At 34.3% G+C, this 17,577-nt stretch carries 18 protein-coding genes; 16 read left to right on the top strand and 2 right to left on the bottom strand.

What is annotated here, in order from left to right; all coding sequences use genetic code 11:
• Positions 1 to 6 precede the first annotated feature (6 nt).
• The gene (locus T367_RS0108810; protein WP_027419519.1) at positions 7 to 3,813 is read right to left on the bottom strand and encodes a trifunctional MMPL family transporter/lysophospholipid acyltransferase/class I SAM-dependent methyltransferase; all 3,807 of its coding nucleotides are present in this window, start codon (positions 3,811 to 3,813) and stop codon (positions 7 to 9) included.
• Positions 3,814 to 3,880: 67 nt separating this feature from the next.
• On the opposite strand from T367_RS0108810, the gene T367_RS0108805 reads away from it, so the two are divergent.
• The 16 genes from T367_RS0108805 to T367_RS0108730 are packed head-to-tail and all read left to right on the top strand — an operon-like array spanning position 3,881 to position 16,322.
• Positions 3,881 to 5,398, top strand: coding sequence for an HAL/PAL/TAL family ammonia-lyase (locus T367_RS0108805; RefSeq protein WP_027419518.1), 1,518 nt, complete (start codon positions 3,881 to 3,883; stop codon positions 5,396 to 5,398).
• A gap of 16 nt (positions 5,399 to 5,414) precedes the next feature.
• Entirely contained in the window at positions 5,415 to 6,146 is a 732-nt protein-coding gene (gene fabG / locus T367_RS0108800; RefSeq protein ID WP_027419517.1) for a 3-oxoacyl-ACP reductase FabG, read from the top strand.
• A 4-nt stretch (positions 6,147 to 6,150) separates the two neighbouring features.
• Positions 6,151 to 7,374 (top strand): beta-ketoacyl-[acyl-carrier-protein] synthase family protein, encoded by a 1,224-nt coding sequence (locus T367_RS0108795; RefSeq protein ID WP_027419516.1) that lies wholly within the window; start codon positions 6,151 to 6,153, stop codon positions 7,372 to 7,374.
• Positions 7,371 to 7,631 (top strand): phosphopantetheine-binding protein, encoded by a 261-nt coding sequence (locus T367_RS0108790; RefSeq protein WP_027419515.1) that lies wholly within the window; start codon positions 7,371 to 7,373, stop codon positions 7,629 to 7,631. The genes T367_RS0108795 and T367_RS0108790 overlap by 4 nt, the downstream gene beginning before the upstream one ends.
• Positions 7,632 to 7,651: 20 nt before the next feature.
• On the top strand, positions 7,652 to 8,527 hold the full coding sequence (locus T367_RS0108785; RefSeq protein ID WP_027419514.1) for an LpxL/LpxP family acyltransferase: 876 nt from the start codon (positions 7,652 to 7,654) through the stop codon (positions 8,525 to 8,527).
• Positions 8,514 to 8,945, top strand: a complete 432-nt coding sequence (locus T367_RS0108780) for a hypothetical protein (RefSeq protein WP_035843075.1) — start codon at positions 8,514 to 8,516, stop codon at positions 8,943 to 8,945. Before T367_RS0108785 ends, T367_RS0108780 begins: the two co-directional genes overlap by 14 nt.
• Positions 8,926 to 9,372: an acyl-CoA thioesterase gene (locus tag T367_RS0108775; RefSeq protein ID WP_027419512.1), complete on the top strand. Its 447-nt coding sequence runs from the start codon at positions 8,926 to 8,928 to the stop codon at positions 9,370 to 9,372. The genes T367_RS0108780 and T367_RS0108775 overlap by 20 nt, the downstream gene beginning before the upstream one ends.
• The gene (locus tag T367_RS0108770) at positions 9,372 to 10,457 is read left to right on the top strand and encodes a beta-ketoacyl-[acyl-carrier-protein] synthase family protein (protein ID WP_027419511.1); all 1,086 of its coding nucleotides are present in this window, start codon (positions 9,372 to 9,374) and stop codon (positions 10,455 to 10,457) included. The genes T367_RS0108775 and T367_RS0108770 overlap by 1 nt, the downstream gene beginning before the upstream one ends.
• Positions 10,454 to 11,059 (top strand): hypothetical protein, encoded by a 606-nt coding sequence (locus tag T367_RS0108765; protein WP_027419510.1) that lies wholly within the window; start codon positions 10,454 to 10,456, stop codon positions 11,057 to 11,059. Before T367_RS0108770 ends, T367_RS0108765 begins: the two co-directional genes overlap by 4 nt.
• Positions 11,060 to 11,064: 5 nt before the next feature.
• Positions 11,065 to 11,316, top strand: coding sequence for a phosphopantetheine-binding protein (locus tag T367_RS0108760; protein WP_027419509.1), 252 nt, complete (start codon positions 11,065 to 11,067; stop codon positions 11,314 to 11,316).
• Positions 11,317 to 11,322: 6 nt separating this feature from the next.
• Positions 11,323 to 12,507, top strand: a complete 1,185-nt coding sequence (locus T367_RS0108755) for a beta-ketoacyl-[acyl-carrier-protein] synthase family protein (protein WP_027419508.1) — start codon at positions 11,323 to 11,325, stop codon at positions 12,505 to 12,507.
• Positions 12,504 to 13,421 (top strand): beta-ketoacyl synthase chain length factor, encoded by a 918-nt coding sequence (locus T367_RS21875; protein ID WP_051568458.1) that lies wholly within the window; start codon positions 12,504 to 12,506, stop codon positions 13,419 to 13,421. Before T367_RS0108755 ends, T367_RS21875 begins: the two co-directional genes overlap by 4 nt.
• Positions 13,418 to 14,152, top strand: a complete 735-nt coding sequence (locus T367_RS21870; protein ID WP_035843072.1) for a polysaccharide deacetylase family protein — start codon at positions 13,418 to 13,420, stop codon at positions 14,150 to 14,152. The genes T367_RS21875 and T367_RS21870 overlap by 4 nt, the downstream gene beginning before the upstream one ends.
• Positions 14,153 to 14,173: 21 nt before the next feature.
• Entirely contained in the window at positions 14,174 to 14,782 is a 609-nt protein-coding gene (locus tag T367_RS0108740; protein WP_027419507.1) for an outer membrane lipoprotein carrier protein LolA, read from the top strand.
• Positions 14,783 to 14,803: 21 nt separating this feature from the next.
• Positions 14,804 to 15,154 carry a hypothetical protein gene (locus tag T367_RS0108735; protein WP_027419506.1) on the top strand — a complete coding sequence of 117 codons (351 nt, stop codon included), beginning with the start codon at positions 14,804 to 14,806 and terminating at the stop codon, positions 15,152 to 15,154.
• On the top strand, positions 15,147 to 16,322 hold the full coding sequence (locus tag T367_RS0108730) for a DUF2062 domain-containing protein (protein WP_211252695.1): 1,176 nt from the start codon (positions 15,147 to 15,149) through the stop codon (positions 16,320 to 16,322). The genes T367_RS0108735 and T367_RS0108730 overlap by 8 nt, the downstream gene beginning before the upstream one ends.
• A 225-nt stretch (positions 16,323 to 16,547) precedes the next feature.
• Here T367_RS0108730 and T367_RS21865 read toward each other — a convergent pair whose 3' ends face one another.
• A complete protein-coding gene (locus tag T367_RS21865; protein WP_051568457.1) occupies positions 16,548 to 17,516 on the bottom strand; it encodes an OmpA/MotB family protein in 969 nt (322 codons plus the stop codon).
• Positions 17,517 to 17,577 lie beyond the last annotated feature (61 nt).

The raw sequence follows: 17,577 nt of genomic DNA, 5'->3' as shown, positions 1-17,577 counted from the left end.
ATAAGTCTACTTTTTTAAAATGAATAAAATATTTGACGTGCTTTTTGACTGTTCTACTATTTCACAATTCAAATCATTCTCTTTTGCAAAATTGAATATTAATTCTTTAGAAAAAAAGCTCAATTGATTTTCCGTCTTATTAAACTTTAATATTTTGGTTGAAAATTTCTCTGTTAATTCCGTTTTTTTATGCCGATTCTCTAAATCCTTTACACCGTCGCGAACAATTAAAACGCCACCTTCATTAAGCCCTTTTAGGCAATTTTTTAAAACACTTTTATGGTCTTCTGCAGGTAAATAATGTAAAACATCATTCAAAAAGATTGCGCTTGCATTCTCCGGATGTAAATCTCTTAAGTCAGCAGCAATAAAATCGATCTGATCATTTTTTGAATATGAATTATTCGCAATCTCAATTTTATCAGCATCATAATCAACACCAATCACTTTTCGATCGTCCGAACGGAACATCAAATAGTAAGACAAATAACCATAACCACAACCTAAATCAAATACATTACCCGATTGCGGAATAATGGTATTGTATAAGTCGAAGTTTTTTCGCTCAAAAAGCCATTTCACTTTTACGTACCACTCAATAATTGGACTGCGATAAATATAGTTACTGATTATTTTAGGTTGTAAATACTTACTTCCTGCATGTTCCAAATCAAACCTTTTAAATTCTTCTTTAAAATAAGCAGCGATATTTTTACCTCGTTGTTTATACCCCTCTCCAAATTGAGGGTCATCTGGTGAAATTCTTGGCAATACAACAGTACTTAATGTCCCATTTAATAGAATAAAATCATTTTTACGCATTGTATCATTAAAGCCATGCAACAAGACGGGTGTAATATCTAGCTTCAACTCTTGCGCGATATAGAACGCACCTTTGTGGAACCGTCCTATTTTTTTATCTTTAGAACGTGTTCCTTCAGGAAAAATAATAACGGAATACCCATCAGCAATTAACGGTTTTAATTTAGCTATATTCTCTTCCACACCAGCTGAACCCTGCAAGAAATTCACATATCTAATTTGCGAACCGAACAACACAGAATTATAAACCCAATCGTTTGTAAGGATCACCAATTTTGGGTGAAAGCTCAACAGGTTAATAATATCAATAAATGATTGATGATTCGCAATGATTACGGACGGTTTAGAAAAATCGAAATCTGAAGTATTGTAATTCCTTTTTCGAACATTAAACATGACTTTCATAAGCATCCACGTAAATATTCGGATGAGATGATGGAATAATAATTTTAACTTTTTCTGACCAAATGGAATCAATCGGAAAACAAATTGCAACGGCCAAAGCGCTAAACATCCCCCTATAAAAAATCCAAAAGAAAAAAGTGAAGCACCTATATTAAAAAGCGTTATCGGTGGTAAACCTCGCTCTTTTCTCTCTAAAATAAGTTTGCGCAATAAAAATGGTTGAACTGTAAACGAAATAATTAAAATCGCTACCATTCCAATAATAGAAATTAATGCAATTGAATTTAATGCAGGATGTACCGCAAAAATCAATACGCCAGTACCTATTATTGTTGTTGTAGCAGACAATAAAATTCCTTGTCGATAAGGTTTGATGACATCTTTATTCCTTGAAAATTTATTCAGAAATCCATCTGTTATAAATATGGCAAAATCATCTCCCAAACCAAAAATAAAAGTCGACAATATAATATTTACAAAGTTAAATTTCAACCCGAGCATAGCAGTTATACCTAGAATCCAAACCCAGCTTAATATCATTGGCAAGAACGTTATCAAAGCTAATTCTACACGCCCATACACCAATAATAAACAAATGAAGACAAGCCCGGATGAAACCAATAAAATAAAATTAAAATCACTCTGAACGGTTTGAATTAATGCCCCTGCAATTGCTCCTCGATCAACAATTGCGATATCCGGATGTGCTTCCTTAATTTGCGCAATAATACTATCCTTATCATCTTTATGCACATCGAAATAACTGATAAAAGTCCATTTCCCATCCGTTGAATCTATCAGTTTTTCAATATCGGCAGATACCAAAGGGATTCTAGCATCGGTGGCATTGATCCGATAATTGCCATTCGTCTTCTCTTTAAAGTCATCAAATGTGCTTTCATAATAACCCAATTCGTTTTCCAAATCATCTAAAACTGGTGCGATAGAATCATGATACTCCTCCCAAAACTCATTCCAAGATTGTATTTTTTGATTTTTAACACCTTTAGGTAAATCAAAGAATCCAACATTCAAAAAACCAGCGATATTACCATTACCTTTTAATCTTGTATAATCCTCAAAAATTTCATAATTCAATTGACTAGCCGCTTCTTTCGATTCATTTTGAGCCAATAAGAATACACGTTTTTCATTTGTTGGATCAATATTGTTAAACTTTGTTTCTATTTCCTTTAACTCATCCGGATAATAATTCAAATTCATTAAATCATCATCAAATTCAATATCTCCTGCGTGATAGATGGCAACAACAGAAAATCCAACAATCAGGATACCAATTACCCATTTTAATTTTGTGCCGATATTGAATGAAAATTCAAACGTCTTTTTCTTCGACCATGATTTTTGAATGAACTTCGGCAATATTACTGGCAAAACAAAAAGTACAGACAATAATGCACCGACGAGACTTAAAGCCGAAAACAAACCAAAATCTTGTAAGACAGGAGAATTTGTGAAAAGCAAAGCTAAAAAAGCCAGTGTTGTTGTTAAACAGCCCGTCAATAAGGGCAAGGATATATCTTCTAAGGTTTCTTCGACAGACGAACTATGTCTTAAATGCGTAAAAAAATGGAAAGAGTAATCCATTACAATTCCCAGTACAATTGCACCTGCCCCGATAGAAATTGCCGAGATAGAACCTTGAATAAAGTAAGTCATCACCAATGCAAATAACAATCCGAGAATTGCTGGAACGATGAAAAATATTGGTAAAAACAAGTTGCGATAATAGAAAAACAATAAGGCAAGAATCGCGACTATTGAAATCGTTAAAGTCAACTGTGTATCTGCTTTAATTTGATTTGCATTCGCCTGAGCGATTAAAAATCCAGCAAAATACTCAACTTCCATTTGATCGGAAAAGTCTGCTTTTATTTGCTCAATTTTATCAACAAGTACCTGATTCTTTTCTTGATTATTTGATGAATAATTAAGCGATGCCATCACCAATAAACTTTCACCATCTGGCATCATAAATAAATCATCAACAATCTCAAAATTTGATTGCAATTCAGATGATTCTAATTTTTTCAATCCTATACCTGTGACAGAAAGCGGATCGTTCATGATATATTTCTTCAAAAACAATCCTTCAGGAGAGAATAATGTCTGATGATTATTTTTTATTTTTTTTCGAATGGAGTCACTTCCTAACTTCGTTTTTAATTCAGCATAGTCTCTTTTTTCAAAATAATAAGGAATATTACTGTCGATATAATCGTAAATTCCATAATCCTCTTCGTTCAATTGAAAACGAATCCCTTTTAAATCTTCTCCGGTAGAATTGGATAAAGCATCTGAAAATTCAGTACCCAATATTGCTAAATCTTCGTCACTTTTGGCCTTAATTGAAAAAAATATCGACCTATTTATACCTTGATGATCAATTAATTTACCGAAATTTTCGAAGGTTTCAGACTTGGGTAAAGTCTTCGTAATATCCTCATAAATAGTGATGTTTCCAGCACTATATCCAAATAATAAAGTAAGTGATATAAGTAGAATAGAAAATGTGATTTTCCGTTTATTCCAATACCTATACCATCGAGCTGGCAATCCAATCATGAAGCAAATATAATTTTATTATCTTTGTCGATTATTATTAAACCAAAAAAAAGACCATCTCAAACGTATGAGAGTAACCTTTGACCAACTAATTTCAGCTATCACTGAACAAAGTTCATTTGATATTAATGCTGAACAAAAAGTAAAGATTCAAAAAACCTATGAATTTTTATTAGAGTTTTCTGACGACAAAGTAATTTATGGTATCAATACCGGATTTGGCCCGATGGCGCAATATAAAATTGCTCCTAACGACCTTAAAACATTACAGTATAATCTGGTCCGCAGTCATGCTGCAGGTACAGGTAATGTTTTGACAGAAGAACAAACAAGAGCAGCAATGATTTGCAGACTTAACTCTTTGTCTCTCGCTAAATCTGGTGTAAGTATGGGTGTTATTGAAACACTCGAAACGTATTTAAATGCCAATATCTATCCGGAAATATATTGTCATGGGGGGGTTGGAGCAAGTGGAGACTTAGTTCAATTGGCTCATTTGGCTTTAGGTTTAATTGGTGAAGGATATGCTTACCATAACGGTGAAAGACATAAGACAGCTGATTTATTGAAGGAGAAAAATATAACTCCTTTAGATCTTAAGTTACGAGATGGTTTAGCACTGATTAACGGAACATCATGCATGTCTGGTTTAGCGCTTTTAAATATTTGGAAAGCACAAAATCTTATTGACTGGTCTATCAAAATATCAGCAATGATCAACGAAATCATTTCGTCATATGATGATTCGTTTTCGGCAGAATTAAATGGTGTAAAACAGCATAAAGGGCAGCAAGAAGTTGCTGAAAGAATGCGTACATTTTTAACTGGTAGTCAATTAATCAAAAAAAGAGAAGACCATTTATTCAAAAATGCAAGTATTCATCCGGATAAGTTTGTAGAAAAAGTACAAGAGTATTACAGCATACGTTGTGTACCGCAAATTATAGGGCCAATTGTAGACACAATTGATTATGCTCAAAAAACTGTTGTTGACGAAGTAAATTCTGCAAACGACAACCCAATCACAATTGTTGAAGCAAACAACGTATTCCACGGTGGTAACTTCCACGGTGATTATATTTCATTTGAAATGGACAAAGTAAAAATTGCCATTACCAAATTGAGTATGTTAATGGAAAGACAATTGAACTATTTACTAAATGCAAGATTAAACGAAAAATTTCCTCCGTTTTTGAACAAAGGAACTTTAGGTTTAAACTTCGGTTTACAGGCAATGCAATTTACTGCGACTTCAACAACTGCAGAAAATCAAACATTGTCAAACCCAATGTATGTTCATTCAATCTCATGTAATAACGACAATCAAGATATTGTTAGTATGGGTACGAACAGTGCTTTAATTGCTGATACTGTAATTGAAAACACTTACCAAGTCTTAGCCATTGAATTGATTGCGATTGCACAAGCGATTGACATCAGTGAATGTAAAGATAAAATTGGCGCTCAATCATTAGCTATTTTTAACCAAATTAGTGAATTGGCTGCAGGTATAGACAAAGATGAGCCAGGATTTGAAAAAATTACACGGGTCAGAAATTTTTTAACTGAAGAGTTATACAAATAAACCAAATACTTTTAATATGAAATGTGCTTTAGTCACCGGAGGATCAAGAGGTATTGGTAGAGAAATTGCCATTACAATAGCAAAAGATCATAATTATCATGTTCTTGTCAATTACGCAAGTAACAGCGCAGCAGCAGACGAAACTGTTCGACTTATTAAAGAAAATGGAGGAAGTGCTGAACCTTTACCTTTTAGAGTAGAGAATAAGGAGGCAGTAACAACAGCTTTAAATAAATGGCATGAAAATAATCCTGAATCAATAATTGAGGTTATTATCAATAATGCCGGCATAACGAAAGATGGCCTTTTCGCTTTAATGGAAGAAGAAGCATGGGATAGTGTTGTAGATATTAGCTTAAAAGGTTTTTACAACGTTACACAATCGTTAATGCAGAAATTACTTAGACACCGTTATGGTAGAATTGTAAATATTGTATCTTTATCTGGTACTAAAGGCAATCCGGGGCAGGTTAATTATTCTGCTGCAAAAGGTGGCATGATTGCTGCAACAAAGGCTTTAGGACAAGAGATTGCTAAACGTAAAATTACAGTAAATGCTGTTGCTCCAGGATTTATAACAACAGATATGACTAAAGATTTACCTGTAGACGACCTTAAAAAGTTAGTTCCAGCAAATCGTTTTGGTGAAGCGCAAGAAGTTGCCGATTTGGTAAGCTTTTTGGTTTCTGATAAAGCCGGATATATTACCGGTGAAATAATTAATATCAACGGGGGCTTATATTCATAATTATATGAAAAGAGTAGTAATTACAGGTATGGGGATATACTCTTGCATAGGTAAAAACCTTGCAGAAGTAAAAGAATCACTATACGAAGGTAAAAGTGGGATTGGAATAGATCAAGAACGAAAAGAATTCGGATATCGATCTGGTTTAACAGGACTAATTGAAGAGCCTGATCTTAAAAAAGAATTGGGACGTCGTGACCGAATTCAATTGTCTGAACAATCTAAATATGCGTACGTTGCTACAAAAGAAGCGTTAGAAGTTGCAGGATTAACTGTTGAGGATCTAATTGCTAAAGAAGCTGGAATTCTTTACGGTAATGATTCTTCTGCCGCAGCTGTGATTGAGGCTACTGACAGAATTAGAGAGAAAAAAGATACAACACTTTTAGGTAGTGGTTCAATTTTTCAATCAATGAATTGTACGGTTACAATGAACCTGTCAACCATATTCAAATTAAAAGGAATTAACTTTACTGTAAGTGCTGCATGCGCTTCAGGATCTCATGCAATAGGTATTGGATATCTATTGATAAAGATGGGATTACAAGACATGATTATTTGCGGTGGAGCTCAAGAGGTGAACAAATATGTTTTTGGAAGTTTTGACGGCTTAAGCGCATTTTCTATTCGGGAGGATGAACCAACAAAAGCATCAAGACCATTCGATAAAGACAGAGATGGTTTGGTACCTAGTGGTGGTGGAGCGACTGTGATTATAGAGTCATACGAATCTGCCATAGCACGTGGAGCAAATATATTAGCAGAAATTAAAGGATATGGTTTCTCATCCAATGGAGATCATATTTCAAGTCCCAATAAAGAAGGACAGCTAAAGTCTTTAAACATGGCTTTAGAACAAGCTGGAATGAAGCCTAGTGATATTGATTATATCAACGCACACGCAACATCTACACCAATTGGAGATACTTTTGAAGCAATTGCTTTGTCTGAACTATTCGGAGAAGCACAAGTGCCAGTAAGTTCTACTAAGTCAATGACTGGCCACGAATGCTGGATGGCTGGAGCAAGTGAAATCGTATATTCATTGTTAATGATGGAAAATAATTTCATCGCTCCGAATATAAATTTTGAAACTCCTGACGAAGACTCAAAAAAACTTAATATAATTGCAAAAACTAAAGAAAAAGAGCTAAATTGTGTATTGTCTAATTCATTTGGATTTGGCGGAACCAATTCTACACTTATTCTAGAAAAATTTAAGAAATGAACAAAGAGGAAATAGCAGAAAAAATCAACGAATTTTTGATTGACGAATTTGAGGTAGATGGAAGTTTGATTAGCCCTGAAGCACCTTTAAAAGAAACATTGGATCTAGATAGCCTCGATTATGTAGATTTAGTGGTAGTAGTTGAAAGCAATTTTGGTTTCAAAGTTGTTGGTGAAGATTTTTTAACGATCGAAACTTTTCAAGATTTTTACGATTACGCCTACAATAAAATTCATGGCGAGAAAGTAGGAAGCTAAACATAAACGCATCATCCTGAATGGCGAACTGGAAAGGCAAAACTAAAGGATCTCCCTTAGGATATCTTTTTTTTATCCGTGTCATACAAATTTTTGGAATCCGCTTCACATACTTAATTTTACGTGTTGTTACTTTTCAATACGTTATTTTCGCGCGTAAAACAAAACAGAATTTAAAGCTGTTTTATTCCAAAATTCCATCGATTGAAAAATCGAAAATCAATCGTATTATTCGAAAGAATTTTAATCTATTAGGTGAATCTCTTGTCGACAAATTCGCATTCCTTATTGGCAAAGGCAAGGAGATTTCTTATACGCAAGATGGCGAAAATCAAATTACAGAAATTGCTGACAGAAAAGAACCTTTAATCTTATTAAGTGCGCATATTGGGAATTGGGAAATTGCAGGAAATTTTCTAAAAAGCCTAGACACTAAAGTAAATGTTTTGATGTTTGATGGTGAACGTGAAAAAATTAAATCCCTCATCAAAAACGAAGTTGGCGAAGTTCATTTTAATATCATTCCCATAAAAAACGATTTGTCACATATTTTTTCTGTTACAAATGCCGTTCGAAATGGTGAGATTATTTGTGTCCATGCCGATAGATATTTACCAGGAGCCAAAACAATTACTACAAAATTTTTTGGCAGAGATATAGAATTGCCTTACGGTCCATTTCAAATGGCCGCAAAATTAAAAGCGAATCATGCCTTTATTTTTGCCGTAAAGGATAGCAAATTTAATTACCATTTTACCTGCTCCAAGCCAGAAAAAATTACGTCGCCCGAACAAGTGGCAGCTAATTATGTTCGTATATTGGAGGAAAAAGTGAGCAAGAATCCAGAACAGTGGTTTAACTACCACCCATTTTTTAAAGAAGATGTTAGTCAATAAAAACGAAATTGAACAATTAATTCCACAAAGAGCTCCAATCTTAATGATTGATACTTTATTGTCTCAGGATGAATTGAAAACGGAAACGACATTCGAAGTACTCGAATCGAATATGTTTATTCGCAATAATCACCTACAAGAAGGTGGTATTATTGAAAATATAGCACAATCTGCAGCAGCTCGCGCAGGTTATTATTATAAGACCAATAATCTAACACCTCCCTTAGGTTTTATCGGTGGAATTTCTAAACTTGAAATATTTGCGAATCCAAAAGTTGGCGATGTTTTAAGAACCGTTATAGAAAAGAAAAATGAAGTTTTTAATATCACTTTAATTAAAGGAACTAGTTTTGTTGGGGAACAAGCAATTGCAACTTGCGAAATGAAAATAGTAATAGATGACTCAACAACCGCGTAAGTATATTGAAAATACAATTGAAGTCAACATTCGTTTTAGCGAAGTTGACGCAATGCATATTGTATGGCATGGCAATTATCTGAAATTCTTTGAAGACGGAAGAGAAGCGTTGGGAGCTGAATTTAAATTAGATTATTTAACTATTGCACACAATGGAACTTTAGTACCTATCGTGCGGTCAGAAATAGATCATTTAGCAACGATTGGTTACGGAGACCGTGTGAAAGTTGTAACGAAATTAATTGATAGTCCAGCGGCTAAAATTATACACGAATATCAAGTTTATAATTTAACGAATAATAAATTGGCTGCTCGCGGTAAAACCATTCAAGCTTTTGTAGACAAGAGCCAGCAATTGTTAATTACAATTCCTGATTTCTATGCTGAATGGAAAGCATCAATTCCTTGGAAAACTGAAGAAAAATAATGGTTTATATAGGTGCTGAAAATATCATCTCGCCATTAGGTGAAACTGCTCATGAAAATTTTGAAGCTTTAACAAAAGGTCAAACTGGTTTAAAGTTAATACCTGGTGGTGGCATTAAAGATGAGGATTTATATCTATCTGTTATCAATAAAATTGATGGTTTAGACACCATCAAAGCCGTTGAAAAAAGCATTCAAGATAGTTTGAGTCAAGTTCATCAAAACGAATTAGGCCGAACAGAATTAATTATAAGCACAACCAAAGGCGAAATCAATCTCCTTAAAAACGGTGACGATCAACACGCTACATTAGACGAATATAAACGTCGTATTTCGGCATCACTCCCTTGGGTAAAGAATACTACTTTAGTTTCTAACGCATGTATTTCAGGAGTCTTAGCGCTAATTGTTGGTCACGATTTAATCAGCACGAATCAAGTCGACTCTGTTATTGTAACAGGTGTTGATATGGTTTCGGAATTCACCATTGCAGGTTTCCAAGCATTTTTTGCCATGAGCCCTGGTCTTTGCAAACCTTTTGATAAAAATAGAGATGGCATCAATTTAGGTGAAGGCGTTGCGACCATTATCATGAGTAAAAATAAAGCGGCTTTCAAATCAACTCCATTACAATCATTAGGTGGTTCAGCTGCTAATGATGCGAATCATATTTCTGGTCCTTCTAGAACAGGAGAAGGGCTTTATAGATCAATGAAAAATACATTGAAAAACGCTCAAGTAAATTCGAATGAAATAGACTTTATTTCAGCGCATGGAACAGCAACGGCATATAATGACGAAATGGAATCCATTGCTTTCGATAGAATGGATTTGAGTACAGTGCCATTACATAGTTTAAAAGGATATTATGGACATACTTTTGGCGCAGCAGGTATGATAGAATCTGTTATTTGTTTACAATCAATGCGCGCAAATAAATTAATTGCCTGCATCGGTTTTGAAGAAACTGGAACCTCTAAACCATTGAATATTATCAAGCAAACGACTGACAAAAATTTAAACACTGTCTTAAAAACAGCTTCAGGTTTCGGAGGATGTAATGCTTCAATTCTATTTAAAAAATGAATGTAAACATTTCAACATATTGCACCGTTTCAAATCATTTGGTAAAAGTAAATGGCACTGAATATTTTGAAGGTGCTCCGGATGAACCGAATTTCTTAAAGGCACTTTACCAAAAATTAGAAATGTCCTATCCTAAGTTCTTTAAGATGGATGATCTTTCTAAACTCGGTGTATTAGGTGTGGAACTGTTAAAACTTCACAATCCTGAAATAAGCAATTATTCGGACGACGAGATTGGACTTGTTTTTCAAACCAGTAAAGGTTGTATTAGTTCAGACTTATCCCATCAAGAAAAAGTCAATAAGAAATCGCCAAGCCCAAGTATATTTGTTTACACCTTGGCGAACATCGTAATTGGTGAAATTTCTATTAAAAATAAATGGTTTGGTGAAAGCATATTGTTTATCGCAGAAGAAAACGATACTTCAAGCACGATAAATTATTTGAAATCATTAATTTTGACCAATAAATCTAAATGCTGTATCCTCGGAATTATTGACGCTTATGACAATAAAACCGAATTAAAAATGGCATTAATTACAAAGCAAGAATTGGGCATCGCCCTAAACGAACAAAATCTCAAAGCTATCTTTGAAAAATAAAAAGTATGGATGAATTAATCGTAAAATTAAAAGGTCAAATTATTGAGTACCTTAACTTAGAAGATATAAATGCTGAAGATATCGTAAATACTGATCCATTATTTGGTGACGGTCTTGCTTTAGATTCAATTGATGCACTTGAACTAATTGTATTGTTAGAACAAGAGTATGGAATTGTTGTTGCTGATCCTGAAAAAGGAAAAGAAATTTTCGAATCAATTCAAACATTAGCTGAGTATATTTCAGCGAATAAATAAATCAATATGTCCATTGCCATTACAGGTATAGGAGTAATTTCAGCCATTGGAAATGGTGTTGAAGAGAATTTAACACAACTCAAATTGGGTCAATCTGGTATTGAACCCATTAAAGGTTTGGCTGGAATACGAAAAGATTATTTAGGTGGTCAGGTTAAATTGAGCAATGATGATTTAAAAATCCATCTCAATATCGACCGTAACCAATCTATTCCGCGATCTGCATTATTAGCAATGTTTGCTGCAAAGGAAGCATGGGGATCTAATAATCCAAGTTCAGGTTTACGCATAGGTTTAATCAATGCTACTTCTGTAGGTGGAATGGATTTATCGGAACAGTTTTATAGCGAATTTAAAAATACGGGTAGCTTAGATAAAATTGAATCTCTTGCAACACATGATAATGGAGCAAGTACCGAAATCTTATCTGATTATATCGGTATTAAGAGTAATATTTATACGATTTCTACAGCCTGTTCGTCTGCTGCCAATGCAATTTTATTGGGAGCTAGATTAATTAAAGCTGGTGAATTAGACCAAGTCCTAGTTGGCGGTGGAGATGGCATTACCAACTTCACTTTAAACGGATTTGATTCTTTAAGTATCTACGATACCGAATTCTGTCGTCCCTTTGATGATAACCGTAAAGGTTTGAACTTAGGTGAAGGCGCTGGTTTCATCGTTTTAGAGAGTGAGCATGCTTTAACAAAAACGAACAATACTGTCTTAGCGAAATTAGCAGGCTGGGGCAATTCAAACGATTCATTTCATCAGACGGCTTCTTCGCCGGAAGGTAAAGGTGCTAAATTGGCTATGATGGACGCTTTAGCAATTGCTAAATTAAATCCAGCGGATATTGATTATATCAATGCGCACGGAACAGCAACTCCGAATAATGATGCATCTGAATCTGCTGCTATTCATGCTATTTTTGGCGCGGATAAACCACCTTTTAGCTCAACTAAAGCATTTACTGGGCATACATTGGCTGCAGCAGGTGGAATTGAAGCAGTGTATTCTGTATTGGCGATTCAATCATCATTAATTTTTCCGAATCTGAACTATACAACCAGAATGAAGGAAAATGATTTTGACCCTATTACTGTACTTACCGAAAAAAAATTAAACCATATTGTTTCCAATTCATTCGGTTTTGGAGGGAATAGTTCATCTTTAATTTTCTCATCTTGAAAGCATATATCCAATCATATACCACTATTTCAAGAATAGATTCTTTTAATAATGGCATCCTTAATGGTGAACCTACGAATGATATCATTCACCCAGATTATAAATCTGTTGTTCCCGCCAACTTGCTCAGACGAATGAGTAAAGTGATTAGAATGGGAATTGGTTCAGCAATTGCTGCAAAAGGTGAGCGTGAAATTAACGGTGTTATTGTTGGAACAGGATTAGGATGTCTTGAAAACACAGAAAAATTTTTAACTCAATTCATTGATAGAACTGAGGGAATTTTATCTCCAACAGCTTTTATTCAGTCAACACATAACACGATAGCTGGTCAAATAGGCCTAATATTAGGTGACAACTCTTATAACTCGACTTATACACAAAGAGGACAGTCGTTTGAAAACGCACTCGTAGATGCAATCTTATTATCCGCTGAGAAACCAAATAATATATTAGTTGGTGGTGTAGATGAAAAAATAGATATCCTCGATACGTTTGCGAAAGAAAACAATATCAATCTTGAAACATTAAGCGAAGGTGCCAGTTTTTTTATGATCAGTCAAGATCGTACAAATGCTAAATCTCAAATCGCTGGATGCTTTAATTTCATTGCCAATTCTGAAGAGGTAGAAGCCAATATTGTAGACTTTTTGAAAGCAAACGACCTTAAAAAGCCAAATCTTGTGCTTTTTGGAAATTCTATCCTTAATAACAATACACCTGGTTTCGATTTAGACACACCTATTGAGAATTACAGTGACCTTTCTGGAGCGTATATGACCAATTCTGCTTTTGCTTTGCAATTGGCGTCTGAAAAGATCGAAGCGAATCCAGAGAAATATCCAGAAGGCATTCTTATTGTGAATAATTACAATAATAAATCATTCGGACTAATTTATCTCCAGAAACCGTGAAGCATAGAGCAGCTATAATCATATTATCAGTTGCCTTATTTTTGACTTCGTTTTTTATTCCGAACGCAAATCACGTTTTATTATTCTGTGGTATTATATTGATCCTATTTCTTATCGTTTTAGCCGTTGGAATCACTACCCCCAAATTCAACTACTTTATTCGTTCAATAAACAAACTACAACCTGGCGAAGTTTGTTTAAGTTTTGATGATGGCCCGAATACATACACCCATCAAATTCTAGACTGTTTAGCAAAACATGAAATAAAAGCATCATTTTTTTTAATTGGTAAAAATTCTGAAGCTGATCCAGACACTGTCAAACGCATTCAAAACGGAGGTCATTTAATTGGCAATCACTCTTATCATCACCAAACGAATATTGGCTGGTTATCAACTAAAAAAGTAGGTGAAGAGATTTCTAAAGCGAATGATATACTTGCTGATATAACTGGAAAGCAACCTCTTTACTACCGACCGCCATTCGGTGTTTTGAATCCGAATATTGCCAGAGCAATTAAAAATAATGGACTCAAATCAGTTGGATGGACAATTAGATCCTTTGATACGAAAATTCAAGACCCCGTTCGAATCTTCAATAAAATTAAAAAAAGATTCAAAAATAAGGGCGAAATCATACTTTTGCACGATACTTGTAAACACAGTGTCGAGACGTTGGATTTGATCATTCCTTATTTAAAAGAACAAGGTGTAAAATTTGTGAATCCATAGTTGCATTAAACTAAAATAGACATGAAAATTATCTTAATCATTGCCATAGCACTAAATGTTTTTCAAGGAGAAACACCGGTAAAAGATGAGACTGCTTTAATTGAAAAATTAACAGCTGTTGCTAAAAAAACAACGAGTATTCAATGTGATTTTGTACAAGAAAAGCACCTTTCATTTTCCAAAGAGCCGCTTATCTCTAAAGGTGAAATGTTTTACCAAGGACAGAATATGCGTTGGGATCAAACCATTCCAAAAAATCACTTAATCGTCATTACGGATGAGGAATTGAAAATAAAGGAAGACGGAAAAGTTTCAACACATAACCTAGACGCTAATAAATATATGCGCGGATTAAAGGAAATTATGATGGGGACAATGACCGGTACTTTATTGGAGTCACCCCTATTCGCTTCGACTTATTTTGAAACAGAAAAACAATACTTAGTGAAACTATCTCCGAAAAAAGGTCGTCTCAAAAATATGTTTCAAATTGTTATTCTTAAATTTAATAAAAAAACATTGCATATGGAAGAGGTTGTGATGCAGGAAGAAAGCGGTGATTTCACTAAAATCAATTTTATTGATCCTATTTTTAACCAAAAAATTAGCAGCGAAACATTTAAGTTATAAGCTGAGTTTAATACGAATAACATGAGTGATTTTTTTCATATTGATAGCAAAGAGATTAATGGTGAACAATGGAAAGTTCATCTGACTTTAAACCATGACCATCCAGTTTACAAAGGACATTTTCCTGAAAAGCCTGTTGCTCCTGGAGTAATGCTTACACAAATGATTCGAGAGATTTTAGAAGACGAATTGGGTAGAGAGCTCACCATGAAAAAAGCAAGGAATATTAAATTCTTGAATATGGTTTTACCAGAAAATGTCACTACAATGGAAGTTGATTTAACAGTAAAACAAGTCGAAGAAGTAGAAGTGAATGCTGCGGCAAGTGCCAACGGTTCAATTAATTTTAAAATAAGCGCTGCTTTTGTTTAAAGAAATCATTGATAGATTTAAAGCACATAATTGTTGTGTGATTATTCCTACCTATAACAACCAAAAAACGGTTGGTGGGGTAATTGCTGATGTCTTTAATTATTGTACTGATGTCATTATTGTAAATGATGGCGCAACTGATGAAACACCAGGTATCGTCAATTCATTTGCCGATCGCGCTACCATCATTACGCACCCAGAAAATAAGGGGAAAGGCAAAGCTTTAAGAAATGCTTTTAAAAAAGCAATTGAATTGGGATTTGATTACGCCATCACCATCGATTCGGACGGGCAACATTACCCAGAAAATTTAGTTGATTTTTTAAGTGAAAGTGAAGCGCATCCTGAGGCATTGATTATGGGATCAAGAAATATGACCCAAGAAAATGTTCCCGGTAAAAGTTCGTTCGGGAATAAATTCTCTAATTTTTGGTTTTATATAGAAACAGGGTTAAAATTGCCGGATACACAAACTGGATTTAGACTTTACCCGTTAAATTCGGTTAAAAAGAAACGCTATTTCACTACAAAATTCGAATTTGAAATAGAAGTCATTGTAAAAATGGCTTGGAAATTTGTTCCTTTCCGGTCCATTCCAATTAAAGTATTATACGATCCTGACGAACGTGTGACTCATTTTAGACCATTTCAAGACTTTACCCGCATAAGTATTCTGAATACATATTTGGTGACTTTGACAGTCCTTTGGTATTTACATGTGCGCCTTATTCGGAAATTGATTAAAAAGGGAATCTGGAATAGTTTTAAAGCCGAGTTGAACAATAAAAACGAATCGAATTTAAAAAAGGCATCTGCTATAGGATTCGGCATATTTATGGGCATCATTCCTTTATGGGGATTCCAAATGCTAGTCGCTGCTGGCATTGCAAAACTCTTAAAACTAAACACCATTATCACCTTGGTCGCTTCGAATATCAGTATTCCTCCTATGATTCCAGTGATCCTATTCCTTAGTTATTGGATAGGCGGCATCTTTTTGAATGATAGTTTGGCGCTTAACTGGAATTCAAATCTGAATTTGGCAGATATTTACCTCAATATTCAGCAATACTTAATAGGTAGTATTATTTTGGCTGTAGTTGCAGGGCTGTTTTTCTTTTTGCTGGCTTATGTTATTTTGAAAGTTTTTAGGAAAGAGAAGGTTTAATCAAAAGTTGACCTTTCCAAATCAACCAATTTTCATCAACAATAAAAAACAACTTTAATCTTAGCTTGACATCAACTATATAAAAAGCAAAAACCTTTCCCGCTACTGAGAAAGGTTTTTTTGCTCCTAATAGAAGCATCTTGGTTTGTTGTAGATTATTATTTGATCAATTAAGTTTTCGTAACGTTCAGCGCCCTTATCAACGAACAACGAATAAATCCGTTTTTACTCTGACGAAATTAACTCAAACAATTCGGTTAAATCTGGTGTGATTATGATTTCAATTCTTCTATTCTTTGCTTTGTCGTTGATATCAACTGGGTGATATTCTGAACGACCTGCAGCAGAAATATGTAATGCATCCATTTTGCTGTTCTCCAACATAATTTTAACGACTGATGTAGCTCGTAAAACACTTAATTCCCAATTGTCTTTAGGGTGTGCAGCACTTTTAAGCGGATCTACATCTGTGTGTCCTTCAACAATAATGTCAATGTCTTTTTGTGATTCTAAAACCACTGCTAAATCAATTAATGCTTTTTTACCGTCAATATTAACATCCGTTTTACCCGATGGGAATAATAATTGAGCCTCCACACTAACATAAATTTTACCATTACGTTCTACTACAGAGATTCCTCTATCCTTGAATCCTGTTAATGCTGCTGCAATTTTTAATTTTAAAGCTTTCGAAGCATCATCTTTCTTTTGAATGATGCTCTCTAATTCTTGAATTCGTGCTTCTTTTTTAATTAAGACTTTTTCTCTCGAAACCAATTCTTTCTCTAAATCAGATAAACGATCTTCTTTTTTCTGTAATTGAACTCTTGTATCTTCTAATTCATTGATTAAAGCAGCTCTTTCTCTCGATCCAGCAGATAAAACACTTGCGTATTTCGTCTCTAAAACATTATTCATGTCTTTTGTCTTTTTAAGCTCTACCTCAATCGCACGATATTCATCCATTACGCGAGCAGTATCGTCACGCAGTGTAGTTAAATCAGATTTCATTAATCCAACTTGCACTTCCATCTCTTTTAAACGACTGCCAAAATCTATTGCCTCGGTCTTATATTTCGCTTGGTCTTCTTGACATCGCGCATAATTAGACTCTAACTCTTGGTATTTTTTTAGCGGTACACAACCTACTAACGCCAAGAATAATCCAATAAATAAAACTGATTTTAAATTCATGTTTAGCCAAATAATTAGTGCTATACAAATTTGATGAGTTTTTTGATTGGTTTTTCAACAA

It is taken from the genome of Crocinitomix catalasitica ATCC 23190, assembly GCF_000621625.1.
Lineage (GTDB): Bacteria > Bacteroidota > Bacteroidia > Flavobacteriales_D > Crocinitomicaceae > Crocinitomix > Crocinitomix catalasitica.
The sequence above is the reverse complement of the archived record's forward strand: the minus strand, read 5'-3'. Positions and strand labels throughout refer to the sequence as shown.